This window comes from Nitrospiraceae bacterium (genome assembly GCA_019637075.1).
Lineage (GTDB): Bacteria > Nitrospirota > Nitrospiria > Nitrospirales > Nitrospiraceae > JAHBWI01.
The window spans coordinates 95,306-109,336 of the sequence record JAHBWI010000005.1 but is presented as its reverse complement, the minus strand read 5'-3'; the positions used below and the strand labels follow the sequence as shown (position 1 = coordinate 109,336).

The window sequence follows — 14,031 nt, the reverse complement described above, 5'->3', positions numbered from 1 at the left end:
CGAATGTCAACTAATCATATCAGTGCACGCCTTTCTACGATGGCACCGATAGATCCGATCCCGGTATTGTTCCTATCCAGCAGCAGTGGGCCGGGTGGGGCCGAGCGTATGATCGCGTCACTTGCTGCCGGCCTGGATCGTGCGCGCTTCAAACCGATTGTCGGATTGTTTCGCTCGGGTTGGATCAAAGGAGAATGTGAGCAGCGGGATGTGGAAACGCACGTGCTTCCCGCGGGAGGCCCTCTGCATGGGGCCTGGATGCAAGCCTGTTGGAAACTCGTCCGTGAGAAGCGAGTCCAGTTGATCCATGCTCATGAATTTGACGCTAATGTCCAGGGCGCACTCGTCGCAAAACTCTCTGGCGTGCCGATGGTAGCCACTGTTCATGGGAAGCACTACTATTGGATGAAAATCCGCCGCCGGTTGGCGTACAGGCTTGTCAGCCGCTGGGGGCAGATGGTGGCTGTCTCCCATGAGCTGAAGGATTTTATCGCGGATAAGGTCGGTATCGATCCGAAGAGACTCCGTGTGGTGCATAATGGAGTCTCGATCCCGGTGGAGGTTTCCCGTGAGGATACCGCCGTGTGTCGACGTCTCCTGGGTATCCTCCCAGACGAGCGAGTTCTTGGGGTGGTCGGGAGTCTTTATGCGGTAAAGGGGCACCGCTTTTTGCTTGAGGCCTTCGCGTCGATCCTCAAACGCCATCCGAAAACCACGTTGCTGGTAGTTGGTCGAGGGGATTTGGATATGGCGCTCAAGGCGCAGGCCGCAGAGTTGAAAATTGACCACAAAGTGCAGTTCTTGGGGTTGCGTGATGACGTGCCGAGGTTGTTGGCGATAATGGATATCTTTGTGATGTCCTCCCTGTCAGAAGGGCTGTCTATGGCCATCATCGAGGCCATGATGGCAGGGAAGCCGGTCGTCGCCACTCGTGTTGGGGGAAATCCTGAGCTGATCGAACATGGAAAGACCGGCATTCTGGTGGACTCGGAAAGCTCGTCTTCTCTAGCCTCCGGCCTGGAGCAATTGTTGCTTCAACCGCGGCTGGCGCTGGGGATGGGGGCTAGGGCTTACCAGAGAGCGAGAGCTGAGTTTAGCGTCGGAGAAATGGTCCGTAGCTATCAGGCGCTGTACGACGAATTGTTGCCGGATTCGACCCCTCGATAACGGTGAGGCATCTGGCCCCACGTCCGGTTGGGAAGGGCTCACGTGTTCATGAAGCAATACCGAGTTGGGCAAATGGATTCACAATGAGTGAACGCCTGCGTGTGTGTCACGTGGCCATGGGTGATCTCTGGGCTGGGGCGGAAGTGCAACTCGCCACGCTCATTCGATACCTCAGGAAGGACCAACGCCTTTCCCTTTCGGTCGTGCTGTTCAACGAAGGAAAGCTGGCGGATGAATTGAGAAAGCTTTCCATACCCGTGCGAGTCATCGAAGAGTCTCGAGTCGGTTTCTTCGGCTTGATACGACAACTGATAGTCTGGTTCAAGGAGTTTCGCCCTCACATTATTCATACCCACAAATACAAGGACAATATTGCTGCGTCGCTGGCGAGTTGGGTTGTCGGAGGAGTTTCCGTGGTGCGGATGGTACACGGATTGCCTGAGCCATTCCGGGGCCTGAAGGGGCTCAATATGAAGGCGTATGTCTTGCTTGACGGGTTCATCAGTCGTTGGCGGGTTGGGCGGTTTGTGGCGGTATCAGAGAATGTCAAAGTGGCGTTGACGAAGCAATATTCTGCGGACCACGTCGTATGTATCCATAACGGCGTAGATCTGGAATCCTTGCAGTACGACGAGCGCAAGCGCGATGACGTGCGCTTCCGACTCGGGTTTGGCCGTGAGGATATTGTCGTCGGAGCCGTGGGCCGGTTGTCTCCGGTCAAAGCACCTGATCGGTTGGTGCGGGCAGCGAAGCAGCTGATTCAGGATGGCTACAGAGTTCGCGTATTGCTCGTCGGGGATGGCCCAATGCAGCACGAGTTGCGTCATCTGGTGAGCGAGCTGAATTTGGATTTGCACGTCGTCTTTGCGGGACACCAGGAACACGTCCCCGACTATCTATGCGCAATGGACATCTTCGCTTTGTCTTCGTTACACGAGGGGATTCCCATGGCGTTGTTGGAGGCGATGGCATTGGGACGTCCCGTGGTGGCCACTCATGTTGGAGGGATCCCCGAAGTGATTCAGCATGGGGTGTGCGGGCTCCTGGTGCAATCGGGTGACGATGTCGCCTTGAGCAATGCGTTGAGAGATCTCATTGAACACGCTGAAAAATCCATGCTACTTGGCAGGGCTGGGCGTGCGCGTGTGGAGCAGGAATTCAGCGCCGCTCGCATGGCGGAGCGTACGAGCGCGATGTACCTGGGGTTGCGCATTCCAATCCCACAGACCGTCAGTTCATAGGAAGGGGCTATGACCACTATTCTTGGCATCATCTGCGTCTGTCTGCTGGGTGTCATCTCCTTCGTAGCGTTGTATCAATGGCTGCACGCGATCGTTGCAATGTTGACCCAGCGTCGGCCGCAGGAACAGCAGGTCGACCGCCGGACCAAGTTCCTCATTCTCATTCCCGCACACAATGAGGAAGATGGTCTGCCGGCGACATTGAGAAGCTTGTCTCAGCTGCGTTACCCCAAGGCGCTGGTTCGGATTGTGGTCATCGCGGATCGATGCGCCGACGCGACGGCGAAAGTGGCCCGTGAAGGGGGAGCTCTCTGTTTGGAAAGGAACGACGGGCCGGGTGGAAAAGGTGCGGCCATGTCATGGGCGATGCAGCAGTTGCGGGCGGCCGGTGAAGAGTTCGATGCACTGGTGATCGTCGATGCGGACTGTGTCGCCGATGCCAACCTGTTGATCGCCTTTGATGATGCTCTCGCGAAGGGGCAGCAGGTGCAGCAAGGCTACAACTACCTGTCCAACCCGTGGGAGACTCCGTTTACGCGAGTGATCGCCGTAACCAGTGTCCTCCGAAATTTTCTGTTTTATGGAGGCAAAGAAGCCCTCGGTTGGTCGGCGATGCTCAGTGGAACCGGCATGTGTCTCAGTCGGCAGATTGTCGATCAACATGGCTGGTCGGCATTCTCTGTAGCGGAAGACTGGGAATTTTCCGTGTCGCTGTTGCTGAACAACGTCCGCATCCATTTCAACCCGTGGGCACGAGTGTTTGCTACGGAGTCGAAGGGGCTGAAGCAAGCCTCCCGCCAGCGGTTGCGGTGGGCCACAGGTCGGTATGCCGTGATGACGCATGGGGCAAAGCGTTTGCTGCTACGGGGCATATCCGAAAGGCGCCCTGATTTCGTGGATGGGGCGATTACCTTGGCCGCTCCCAACTATTCTAGCCAGGCATCGCTGACCGTGTTTTCTGCTGTCTGCAGTCTTCTGGTCAGTCAGGTGGAAGGCTGGGGGTTCTTGATGCCCTGGTCGCTGGTAGTGTTGGCTTCCCTCGGCGGATATTTTCTTCTGGGCGCCTTCCAGACCGAGTCCCCATTGAAGACGCTTGCTGGGATTCCCTATATCGCTGTCTTTCTGCCCTGGAGGCTTGGGATAGAGATTCTCGGCATGCTGGGGTTCGGACGAAAAGGCTGGGGACGAACCTTCCGCGACTCAGCTTCACGAAAAAGTTAGTCACTTCTGCGCCGCCGTTCCGGCGGCGCATCACTCCACGAATACGAATCAACCTCTCAAAGACGCATCCGAGTAGTGGCGCATCTCCAGAGCGCCGCTCGACTTGTGTCGCCCGGCTGCCCATTGGCCTCGTCGGTAACCGCGGAACCGGGGTATAGCCACTTGCGTTTGTCGGTGTTAACGGGTCCGATTCTTAGGATCGTCGGCTTGCGGCTGTTCACCGAATAGTCGATAGCCGTGCGGAAATAGGAGAAGGAGCTTCGTCAGGAGGAGGGAGATTGTCAGCGAAGAAAGGGTCAGACAGGCAAAGAAGGTGAGTGAAGTCGACGGGAGAACGCGTGATAGCACCGAGGCCATCCCCTTCATGACCAACGGAATATGCAGGAGGTAAATCCCCATCGTGTATCGGCCGAGCATGGCAAGAAGCCGAAGCGGGGCGGTGATAGACGCGAATGCTGAGTAGCTCCCAATCAGCAGTAGGAATTGCGACGGGACGGCCATGTGTTCAGAATACGCAGGCAGCAAGATTCCGCCCGAAAGTGTTGCGAGCGAGACGGCCAGGCTATGGCTTGTGAAGAGTCCTGCTACGAGCGGTATCATGAGTCCGATCAGATAGAATTGCAGACCCCAGAGCGCATGGTAGATGGGATCGAGTCCCGGGTAAAACCACCCGCGGATCGGCAGAAGATGGAAGGCGCCGACATACAGGATGAGAATCACGGTCCGTGTGGAGAGACTGGATTGGGCGAAGGCGCGCAGCGGTTGGGCGGCGGCGCGAATGAAGAACAGGGATGGGAGGAAGTACATCTGGCTCGAGAATTCCGACAGATAGATTGCCGAGACCCAATCTTGCCAGGGGCGTCCGACGAGGATGTGGGCCGGTGCGCTTCCGACAAGTTCGAAGATGAGACGAAGTACCCAGTAGAGGAAAGTGAACAGCGCCCACGGGACCAGCAACCGGTGCGCGCTTTTGGCCACATACCCTCGATAGTCAAATCCGATCCCGGCGCCCTGACGTAAGGAAAAGAGGAGTCCGTCAACGAGGAAGAATACCGGAACGGCGATCGTTTGAACGATCCAGGCGATGCGACGCTGTTCATCCTCAGGCAGGTGCGCATATCCCAATGCATGGGTTGCCACGACCATGGTGATCGCCAATCCACGGAAATTGTCCAGATATGTGAGTCTGGCGGAGGGCGGTGTGGGCTGTCCGGGGAACACGGTGATTCCTTTTACCAGTCTAGTCGGGTGCTCCGGCTGAAGACGAGGGAGTAGGTGGAGTCGTTAGAACTGAAAATAAATAAACGCCGGGGCCTCAAGCGTGACGCCGGCATAGAATATCAACAGCACGGCATATGCGGCAGCCTGAACGGGGATAGGCCGCGCAATCCACCATTGGCCGAATCGTTCGAGTCGTTCCAGTGGGGACAGGTGAGAGAGGATGCCGGCACACAATACGAGATAAAAGATTCCGCTGAGCCTAGTCCCCACCGTCAATCGAGCGCAGCCCTCGAAAAAGTCCACAAAGTTCTTCATATCTTGCACGCGGAAGAGGAGCCAACCGAACGCAATCAGGTGAAAGCATCCCAGCCGGCGCAGCACTGTTCCCAGGAAGGACGGGGAAGGACCCGATTGGCTTCTTTGGGGCGTCAGCATCAGGAGCAGGCCATGAAATCCGCCCCAGAGTACGAAGTGCATGGCGGCTCCGTGCCACAAACCTCCCAGCAGCATCGTCAGCATGAGGTTGAGTTTCACCCGCCACGGCGCTGCTCGGTTTCCGCCGAGAGGAATATACAGATAGTCTCGCAGCCAGGTCGACAGCGAAATGTGCCAGCGAGTCCAAAACTCGCGAGCGTTCTGAGAGAGATAGGGCCGATTGAAGTTCTGGGGAAGGTCATAGCCCAGGATTCTGGCCAAGCCGATCGCAATGTCGCTGTATCCGGAAAAGTCGTAATAGATCTGGAACGAATAAGCGTAGAGCGCGATCAGTAAGTCCCACGAGGAAAAGCTCAGCGGATCCGAGAACACCTTGTCCACGGCCAACGCTGCCAGAAGATCGGCGAATACGATCTTCTTAAACAGGCCTTTGAAAACGAGAAAGAGCCCGCTGTGAAATCGCTCGAAGGTCACCGTCGGCGGGTGGTGCAGCTGAGGGAGGAATTGCCGGGCGCGCACGATAGGCCCTGCAATCAATTGCGGGAAGAACGCCACAAACACAGCGAATTTCAGAAAGCTGCGCTCAAGGACACGTTCCCCGCGGTATACGTCGATCGTATAACTCATTGTCTGGAACGTGTAGAAGGAGATCCCGACTGGCAGCAGCAATTGGTGCTGGAGGAACGAGAGATCCCACCCGAACGCCGCAACGGCGGGCTTCGCCACGTCCATGAAAAAATTGTAGTACTTGAACAGGGCCAGCAGCCCGAGGTTCGAGGTCAAACTGATAATCAGGATCCAGCGCCTGGACCGAGGGTCTGTGGCACGATCAAGGAGACGCCCCACGCTATAGTCGACACAGGTGGACAGAGCCAGCAGTCCTGCATACTTCCAATTCCAACACATGTAAAAGAAGTAGCTCGACACCAGCAACAACATGTCTCGCCAGAGCACGCGATGAAATGCCAGGGCATAGAGCACGAGGAGGCTGGAGAAAAACACGAAAAATTCGACGGAGTTGAAATTCATGGTCTTTGCCCGTCCGCTCCGGCATTGGGGGTGGCGACCCGAAGTCCCGGCGCGGACTCTTGACGGAGTCGGGAGAAGATCGTTTGGGCGACCAGCGCATGTCCCTCTGGGGTGAAATGTACGAAGTCGCGGAAGTATTCCTCCCGGCCGGACAAGACCGTATCCAGTTCTACCAGTCGTAGGTGTTCAGTGGCCGCCATCCTGCGGATCACCTGGTTAAAGCGCTCGACCGTATCCAGCCATCCAATCAGGGAAAGGTACAAGTTGTAGCGAAAGAGGAAACTGCCGACCGTGCTCGGAATATTCGGGAACTGCGATCGCGTATGGCTGGTCGCAAATGTGCAGAGAACCGGCTCGGCGCCGATCTGTCTTGCAGCTTTGACGAAGGCGGCGACCTGCTGTTCGAATGCGGCGTCTCCCTGTTCTCCCAAACTATCGGCCAGCAGCCGTTGCCCCGCCAAGCGATTTGAGAGATTCCCTTTCAGGAGCGCATAAATGGACGTATTTTCGAACACCTTCACGATCATGTTTGGCGCTGGGGGAGGCGGGGGTACTGCCCCGGCGTTTTTTCCTTTGGTCGACTCCGATCGTCGCGGTGACAAGAACATTTTCGACAGTTCAGTGATCTGAGTCGACATCTGATAGAGGATGACGACGTCAGGATGGATGCGATTTCCGCGTGCTTCAAGATCGGCTTGGTTGGCTTGAATATTCATCCCGGCATGGCTGGCGTTGACTACGATGGCCTGTTGGCCGGACTCATGAAGCAAGCCTTCCAATCGGGTTGGGAAAATCAGGTCGCGGCTCAAATAAATGTCTTCCGCGTGTGAGGAGGATGCGATCCAGTATCGAATCTCTCCCGGCTTTTTGTCTCCGACCGGTTCGCCGAGTGTGGTCGGCAGGACAGTCGGGTTGGGAGCAGGGGGATTGGGCTCGTCCCCCTGCCGTTGATAGGTACCGAAGGCAAGGGTATCGAATCCCCGCTGGTAGGCGCGGAACTCCAGTCCAAATTCGGTGACGAGCAGGAAAAACAGGCCCCACCACAATATTTTCAACAAGTGGAAGCTCATACGAGCTGTCCTTGGGGGTGGGGTCGAGAGTGTCCTATGCTCAACTGGAATCGTGGCAGCCAGTCCCGAGAACCCGTGACCTCAGAAGGGTGGCTAGGCGTGCGAGGCATGCTGTTTCAGACCATGGCCTGTTAGAAAAGACGAAGGTCCTGTTGTCGTGAGACACCGCTGAGGGGAACCCTCACCGACTGGTGCAAGCAGAAATGTGCGCGACGCGAGGCACATTGCAACTGTGCCCCGCGTCGCATGCGGACGGGCTCTGCAATCAGCATAGCCTCAAAGGCTCAATCAACAGACGCGCTCACACTAGGGGACGGTGACGCCTCGGATGCTTGGGCTCGCCGGCGGTCCGGGTGGCTGATCCGTTGTCCCGCCTCCATTGGGAATTGACACGTGAAGGTGGTCGAGAAAGTGATTCCACTCGACCGTGGGTGGGGGATTGACCAACCCGTCCCAAGTTTCTGCCCATACCCACTCGTTCAACCCATTCTGAGCGTAATTGAGGTTCGTGTAATTCCCAACCAGGACACCGTTAATCCACCACCGGACGATTCCGTCGCGTGATGTCATCGTGGTGCTTGCCTTCACATAGGCTTCCAGTTTGGTCCAGGTCCCGACGCGCAAGGTGCCGTCACCGACATTGGGATAGCACGCCAGACCCGAATCGAGTGCGCAGACATGACTGTTGTCGAGGCCGCCTGTATTGTGAGCGAAAATCATCGGTGCCGTGCCGCCCACCAAAGCGCTGTTCCCGAAGAGCCAGACGCCATTTGCCCCTGGTCCACGCAAGAAAAACATCTTGTTCCCTACCACGCGACCCTGGAACTGAGGATTGGTACGCCACATCAATCCCATATACATTTCTCGTTGAACCTGTGGCGTTACATAATTCAGCTGAATGCCCCCACCGGTGTTTCCCGGGAGCAGGGTAGATTTAACTACATTGCTCGGTGAGACGGGGGCGCTGGCGTCAGGAACAACCTGAGATGTGGCGTACGCATCAAGGATGCCGCAACCCGAGACGCTATTAAAAGGGCAGTCGAGAACAACACTGGCGCCAGTCGGTTCGTTAGTCCAGATCCCAGCAGCGTGACCTTGTGACGGGAAGAAAATTGTTGCCGTACCTATGGCGACCATAACGACTGCTGTCAAAACCTTGATGCATTGGCGATCTAGCTGTTCTGCCATGATGTTCCCCTTGTAAAACTTTGGCTGCGGCACTCCCTACTTGGTTCCTATCTGTGCGTAAGATAGAATGTGCTACCTGGGTAGAAATAACAATCACGAGTTTCCTAGCTGGGACCCAGTGCTCATTTGCATATTTTATAAGAGCCGGGAAGCAAAACTGATGCCTATGAGTATCATGCACAGGCTAACATAACAAGGAATGATATAACGCTACAATTGATTTCATGTTTTTGCTCAGGGCTGAATCTGAGGGCGTAGGTCAGGAATCTTCGTAGATGCTAACACTGTTGGGGAAAGCAGTCGACCATGAACAATGACGTAACTTGATCGCCCGGGATTTCAATCGCTGGGTTAGCGCTTCAAAGCTGGAATTTCCGAGAAAACGCCTACATCCTTATACTGCTCAGCTCTATCCAGTCCTGATGTTGATACAGGGCGCCCCTATCTGCTGATATGAAATGAGAAAACATCTTCTCGCAAACCTGCTTCTTCTGTGTTTTTCCACGGCCGTAACCCTGGTAGCATCCGAGTATGCTTTCCGGTGGGTCCTTTTCTCTGGTTTGCCAATGCTTGAGCGATTCAAACAGCCCTATCATTTTGCGTACACTTATGAAGAGAACTATTGGAAGCTCTATCATCTCTGGGGCGGCAAGTATCAAGGCCCGGCGACCCCCCATCCATTGCTTGGCTGGGTTGGATATTTCTCGAGAGAAACGTACCTACACGATGATGAGGGACAGCTTGGTGAAAGACAGCCGATCCTTCTCTACGGGGACTCCTTCGCGCAATGTGCTTCTGCTGCATCCGGGGAATGTTTTCATCAAATCTTAAATAGTAATCCGTCGTTCGCCGGCAGTCGTTACATGCTCAATTATGGTGTAGGCGGCTATGGCTTGGACCAGATGTTGCTGTTACTGAGAGAAACCCTCCCTCTCTACAAGCGAGCAATGGCAATCGTTGGCGTTTTTACTGACGATCTCGATCGAAGTGTCATGGGTTTTCGAATAGGGCAGAAACCCTACTTCGAACTCGATGGCCGGGGGCTTCAACTGCACGGTGTTCCAATTGACCCTGATCCTGTTCGCTATCTGAACGACCATCCAGTTGACATCCGATCCTATCTCCTACAATTCGTGTTGCACTCCAACCATGCACCGAGGGTATTGGTGGACTATTTAGCCGGGCGGGCAATCCAAAAGATTGAATCTATTGGCACCCGGCTCTTAGAGGGGACAATAGAACATCTGCGTGCAAGAAATATCCCGTTCCTGTTCATAATATTTAGTTCTCTGGACGAGATGCAAAGCGACACGCGGTCTTGGCGGGAGGCATTGCTGGTCAGGACCCTCGAAGAACATCGAGTGCCTTTCATAGCATCCAAGGAGCTTATTCGGAAGGCCGCACAGGAGCAAAATAAAAAGGTCGCGGATTTCTTCCTGGCCGAGGATATGCATCCGACTGCTGAACAAAACAGGATTATATCCTCAGCAATTTCTGATGCCATTTCGCGGGGCACGTTTTGTTGTGCGAAGTAAGAGCGATGTTGTCTAGAGTGATGTTGAAAACGTACCTAGAAATCAGTCTAAATGCTCCTGTCTCTATACTCCAGGAATCCCAAACTTGTTGAATTGGAGAAGCACCCTGCATCAAGCTGACTGAGTAACTGGCCGTGTCTGGGGCTGAAACTGGCTGCGTTAGTGTCTTGAGCGCCAGAAAAAGCGTTCGACAGTCGCACTCCATTTCATTTAGGCAGAGACACGTTTGTGACTCGGCCAGGTCTTCGTATGGTTCGAGGCCTGGCAATCCTGGATGCCCGCTTCATCCATCTTGTTCGTTGTTTCGGCCATTCAATATAATGCGCCCACCGTAGGGCATATGCAGCGTTAGGAAGAAAAATCTTTCCCGTGCGGTAACTTATGGATGCGCAATACTTGTGCTCAAAGTCCGTTCCTGAAGACTGATAGAGTGTAATCGGTAAGCTAGCCTATAATTTTGAGAGGATTGGCCCATCCTACATGCCTATTGGGCTGATGCAGATTCCACGGCAATCGGGTTCTGCCCCGATTTACGGACACCTCACTGAAGGCCCATACTGGGCCAGGAGGGGTGTCATAGGAACACGACGGAAGTTTTCAGCCGAGTACAGGCGAGAAGCGGTCGCCATGCTCGATGCACCGGGGGTGACGGTGAGTCAGATCGCCGCCGACCTGGGCATCGGGGCCAAAGTGTTGGGACGGTGGCGGCGTGAATTGCGCCGTCAGCCTCAGCAGGCCTTGGTGGGCAATGGGCGCTCGCGGGATGAAGAGCTGAGCCAGTTACGGCGGGAGCTGGCTCGCGTCACCAAGGAGCGGGATGTTTTGCGCGAGGCGGCAGCGTTCTTCGCGAAAGCGTCGACGTGAAGTTTCGGATGATCCAACGATGCCGCGCTGCGTTTCCCATCCGATTACTGTGCCGCTGTTTGCGGGTGTCGGCCAGTGGGTGTTACGGCTGGACCACGCGCCCGCCCAGTCCACGAGCTCCGGAGAACGCCCGCGTACTGGTCCAGATTCGGCGCCTGCATACCGAATCCGACGGCATCAGCGGCAGTCCCCCCGTCTGGGAGGAGCTGCGCAATGCCGGCGAACGGTGCGGGCGGCACCGAGTCGCGCGCTTGATGCGTGGGGCCGGGTTGCAAGGCGTGCCGCAGCGGCGGTGGTGGCGCCGGAAGCCGTCCGGGGCTCCACCCGCGGGGACACAGAACCAGTTGGAGCGGACCTTCACCGCCACGGCGCCCAACACCAAATGGGGCACCGACATCACGTACATTCGGACCGCCGAACACTGGTTGTCTCTCTGCATCGTGCTGGATTTGTATTCGGGCGGGGTCGTGGGCTGGTCGATGAGTCCGAGGCAGGACCGGCAACTCGTGGTCCAAGCCGTGTTGATGGCCGTGTGGCAGCGGCCGGGCCGGACGCCCGTCATTCTCCATTCCGATCACGGCTGCCAGGTTACGTCCGACGACGACCACCCATTCTTGGAGGTGCCCCACATTACCTGCCGCCTGAGTGCGGTGGGCAGTTGTGCCGACAATGCGGCCGCCGAAAGTTTCTTTGGGGTGCTCCAGCGGGAGCGGGGCAACCGGCGGCAGTATCGGACGAGGGCCGAGGCAAGAGCGGATATCTTTGACTACATCGAACGTTGGCACAATCCGCGACTGCGGCGGAGACTGGCCGTTCAGCAAGAGGCGGAGCAACTCTTACCTCAGGTGTCCGTGGAAATGGGGTAGAACCCGTAGAACCCATCATATAGTGTGGTTCCAAAATAGAGCCTCTCCATGACTTGATTGGAGTATATCCTGGATGACCTTCGGTTACTTGGTTACGGCTAATGCTGCACACGGCTGGAAGACTAAAGTAAATCCCATCCGCAGGGCGCCGCACGCGACGGTGCTTCGGGTTATCTTCTTCCTGCCACTGCTCGCCGCCTTGGCGGGGGGGTGCGTGACGCGCGATGGCGGCACATTGCCGCGGCCGTCCGACGATCCCACGGTCGAAGCCGAAACCCGACTCTGGCAGCAGGCGACGAATGCCTTTTCCGACGGTCGGTATGCCTCTGCCATTCAACTCTACAGCCGTTACCTGACGATCTACCCGCAATCCCGCCGCACGGTTGAAGCTCGATGGGATCTTGGGCAGGCCTATGAGCAAATGGGCGATATCCCTGCGGCCTTGAAGGAATATCGCGCAGTCGCCGGTCCCGAAGGTACCCCGAAAAACAAATTGGGCAGCTATGCCGAGCGGGCCTCCGACCGCATCGAAAAAATTCAGCGTTTTCCCACCCCATCGCGTGGGAGTGCGGCCGGGCATACGGCGCTGTATGTGCCGTTCAATGGCTTGCCGGCAATCTCGCAGATCGATCAATGGGTACGACAGTTGAGCGCGCAGGGCATCACGGCAATCTTGCTGGATGCGAGCCCGGACGCGTCCTTCACCAGACCCCGTGCGCAGACCGGCGCTGACAACCCGGCTGTGCCGGATTCTCTCGAGGGAGCATTTTTCCCGACGCAGCAGGCGCCGGTACTTCAAGATTGGTACAGCCAACTTGTTCCGCCTGCCCATGAACTGGGGCTGTCCGTCTATGCGGTGATCGATCTCTTCCATGCGCCGTTGAACAACCCGCGTCGAGAGTGGCATGTCATGCTCTATGATCCGACGCGCAGGACCGTCCACCCGTGGACGCAACTGGATTTGTTATCCTCGCCGTTGCAGCCGTTTCTCAATCAGCTCTTGGTCGATCTCTCGGCGACGGGCGTCGATGGTCTCGTCTTTCGTGCGAGGGGAGAGAACAGCTTTCCCTATGAGGTGAGCGACGGGGTCTTGCGCCAGTTTGAAACGCAGTTCCATCAACCGTCGGCGGACGTGGCTCAGGCATTGAGGGAAAAGATTTCGCTGCGTCAGGATGCCGGGGCGTCGGCTGCGACCCAAACTCTCTGGCGGTGGGTCGGCTGGAAGGCGCGCAAGGAACTCGACGTCCTGACGACCTTCAAGAAACAGATCCAGGCCGCTGCTCCGCGCCTGCGCGTGATCCTCGAAGTTCATCCTGAAGCCTTTTCGAATCCCACGTCGGCGCTCATGAATTTTGGGGAAGATGCCGCGGAAGCGAAGCGTCGCGGATTCGATCTGCTCTTGGGAGGAACGCCGCGGGAGACGTCGGAGGTCGGAGTTCTGGCGACGTCGTTCAAGGGCTGGAGTCAAGAAGTCGTGCAGCCTGTGAAGGGAGTACCACAAAGTCCACCGCAGGCCTGGGTCTTGGTCAGGACGCCCAGCGATGATCGGTCGGGCATGTTTATGGGACTCGGAAGTTTTGCCAGCACAGTGCGGACGCCGGACTTGCGGCATGTGGTGTTTGTGCCCGATGCCCGCGGGACACTTCCTTGACAAAAGCGGGCGCACCTTTTACGATCCGGCGCCATCGGTAGGGCGCCAAAACTTACGTGATATCAAATCAGTCGAGTAGGCGGACGGACAGCGTTTTCGTCCGTGTCTAAAGGAGCAGCATGATACCGTCGGATCTCCGTTACCATGAGGAACACGAGTGGGTTCGCGTTCAAGGCCAACAAGGCACGGTGGGCATCAGCCACTTTGCGCAGGAGGCGCTGGGTGACATCGTGTTCATCGACCTGCCGAAGCTTGGGGCCAAGGTGACCGCGGGACAGCAGATCGGTGAAGTGGAGTCGACGAAGACCACGTCCACGATCTATACGCCGGTGAGCGGCACGATCAGCAAGGTCAACAGCGACTTGAAGGATCATCCGGAAGCGGTCAATGCCGATCCCTACGGCAAGGGATGGATGGTCGTCATCGACCTCGCAAGCAGCGCGGAGGTCGATGGTCTGATGACCGCGGCGCAGTATGAAGATTTCTTAAAGAAACAAAAGCACTAGATTTCGGCAAGCCGGTCATGGGCTGAAGTCGGAAGGC

Annotated in this window: 11 protein-coding genes; 7 read left to right on the top strand and 4 right to left on the bottom strand. The window is 56.5% G+C overall.

The window, feature by feature from the left end; all coding sequences use genetic code 11:
• The first annotated feature begins 108 nt into the window (after positions 1-108).
• The 3 genes from KF814_14235 (at position 109) to KF814_14225 (ending at position 3,629) form a co-directional block, all read left to right on the top strand.
• The gene (locus tag KF814_14235; GenBank protein ID MBX3237302.1) at positions 109-1,167 is read left to right on the top strand and encodes a glycosyltransferase family 4 protein; all 1,059 of its coding nucleotides are present in this window, start codon (positions 109-111) and stop codon (positions 1,165-1,167) included.
• Positions 1,168-1,250: 83 nt separating this feature from the next.
• On the top strand, positions 1,251-2,408 hold the full coding sequence (locus KF814_14230) for a glycosyltransferase (GenBank protein MBX3237301.1): 1,158 nt from the start codon (positions 1,251-1,253) through the stop codon (positions 2,406-2,408).
• Positions 2,409-2,417: 9 nt separating this feature from the next.
• Positions 2,418-3,629 (top strand): glycosyltransferase family 2 protein, encoded by a 1,212-nt coding sequence (locus KF814_14225; GenBank protein ID MBX3237300.1) that lies wholly within the window; start codon positions 2,418-2,420, stop codon positions 3,627-3,629.
• A 177-nt stretch (positions 3,630-3,806) separates the two neighbouring features.
• On the opposite strand, the gene KF814_14220 is transcribed toward KF814_14225, so the two are convergent.
• The 4 genes from KF814_14220 to KF814_14205 all read right to left on the bottom strand — a co-directional run bounded on the left by KF814_14220 (position 3,807) and on the right by KF814_14205 (position 8,572).
• Entirely contained in the window at positions 3,807-4,850 is a 1,044-nt protein-coding gene (locus tag KF814_14220) for an acyltransferase (GenBank protein ID MBX3237299.1), read from the bottom strand.
• A 63-nt stretch (positions 4,851-4,913) separates the two neighbouring features.
• Positions 4,914-6,314 (bottom strand): MBOAT family protein, encoded by a 1,401-nt coding sequence (locus KF814_14215; GenBank protein ID MBX3237298.1) that lies wholly within the window; start codon positions 6,312-6,314, stop codon positions 4,914-4,916.
• Positions 6,311-7,384 carry an SGNH/GDSL hydrolase family protein gene (locus KF814_14210; protein MBX3237297.1) on the bottom strand — a complete coding sequence of 358 codons (1,074 nt, stop codon included), beginning with the start codon at positions 7,382-7,384 and terminating at the stop codon, positions 6,311-6,313. The genes KF814_14215 and KF814_14210 overlap by 4 nt, the downstream gene beginning before the upstream one ends.
• 306 nt (positions 7,385-7,690) lie before the next feature.
• Positions 7,691-8,572, bottom strand: coding sequence for a hypothetical protein (locus KF814_14205; GenBank protein MBX3237296.1), 882 nt, complete (start codon positions 8,570-8,572; stop codon positions 7,691-7,693).
• A 458-nt stretch (positions 8,573-9,030) separates the two neighbouring features.
• Between KF814_14205 and KF814_14200 the strand changes: the two genes are divergently transcribed.
• From KF814_14200 to gcvH, 4 genes are all read left to right on the top strand, one after another.
• Positions 9,031-10,107: a hypothetical protein gene (locus KF814_14200; protein ID MBX3237295.1), complete on the top strand. Its 1,077-nt coding sequence runs from the start codon at positions 9,031-9,033 to the stop codon at positions 10,105-10,107.
• 576 nt (positions 10,108-10,683) lie between these two features.
• A protein-coding gene (locus KF814_14195; GenBank protein ID MBX3237294.1) for an IS3 family transposase occupies positions 10,684-11,837 on the top strand; the annotation gives its coding sequence in 2 pieces (ribosomal slippage) (positions 10,684-10,927 and positions 10,927-11,837; 1,155 coding nt in all).
• Between the two features lie 73 nt (positions 11,838-11,910).
• Positions 11,911-13,488 carry a tetratricopeptide repeat protein gene (locus KF814_14190; protein MBX3237293.1) on the top strand — a complete coding sequence of 526 codons (1,578 nt, stop codon included), beginning with the start codon at positions 11,911-11,913 and terminating at the stop codon, positions 13,486-13,488.
• Positions 13,489-13,607: 119 nt separating this feature from the next.
• Complete coding sequence (gcvH, locus tag KF814_14185; GenBank protein MBX3237292.1) at positions 13,608-13,994, top strand: glycine cleavage system protein GcvH; 387 nt, start codon at positions 13,608-13,610, stop codon at positions 13,992-13,994.
• Positions 13,995-14,031 lie beyond the last annotated feature (37 nt).

Coding starts and splice junctions, on each gene's coding strand:
- KF814_14205 (MBX3237296.1), bottom strand. CDS start 8,572: ATGGCAGAACAGCTAGATCGCCAATGCATCAAGGTTTTGACAGCAGTC.
- KF814_14200 (MBX3237295.1), top strand. CDS start 9,031: ATGAGAAAACATCTTCTCGCAAACCTGCTTCTTCTGTGTTTTTCCACG.
- KF814_14215 (MBX3237298.1), bottom strand. CDS start 6,314: ATGAATTTCAACTCCGTCGAATTTTTCGTGTTTTTCTCCAGCCTCCTC.
- KF814_14190 (MBX3237293.1), top strand. CDS start 11,911: ATGACCTTCGGTTACTTGGTTACGGCTAATGCTGCACACGGCTGGAAG.
- KF814_14210 (MBX3237297.1), bottom strand. CDS start 7,384: ATGAGCTTCCACTTGTTGAAAATATTGTGGTGGGGCCTGTTTTTCCTG.
- KF814_14230 (MBX3237301.1), top strand. CDS start 1,251: ATGAGTGAACGCCTGCGTGTGTGTCACGTGGCCATGGGTGATCTCTGG.
- gcvH (MBX3237292.1), top strand. CDS start 13,608: ATGATACCGTCGGATCTCCGTTACCATGAGGAACACGAGTGGGTTCGC.
- KF814_14225 (MBX3237300.1), top strand. CDS start 2,418: ATGACCACTATTCTTGGCATCATCTGCGTCTGTCTGCTGGGTGTCATC.
- KF814_14235 (MBX3237302.1), top strand. CDS start 109: ATGATCGCGTCACTTGCTGCCGGCCTGGATCGTGCGCGCTTCAAACCG.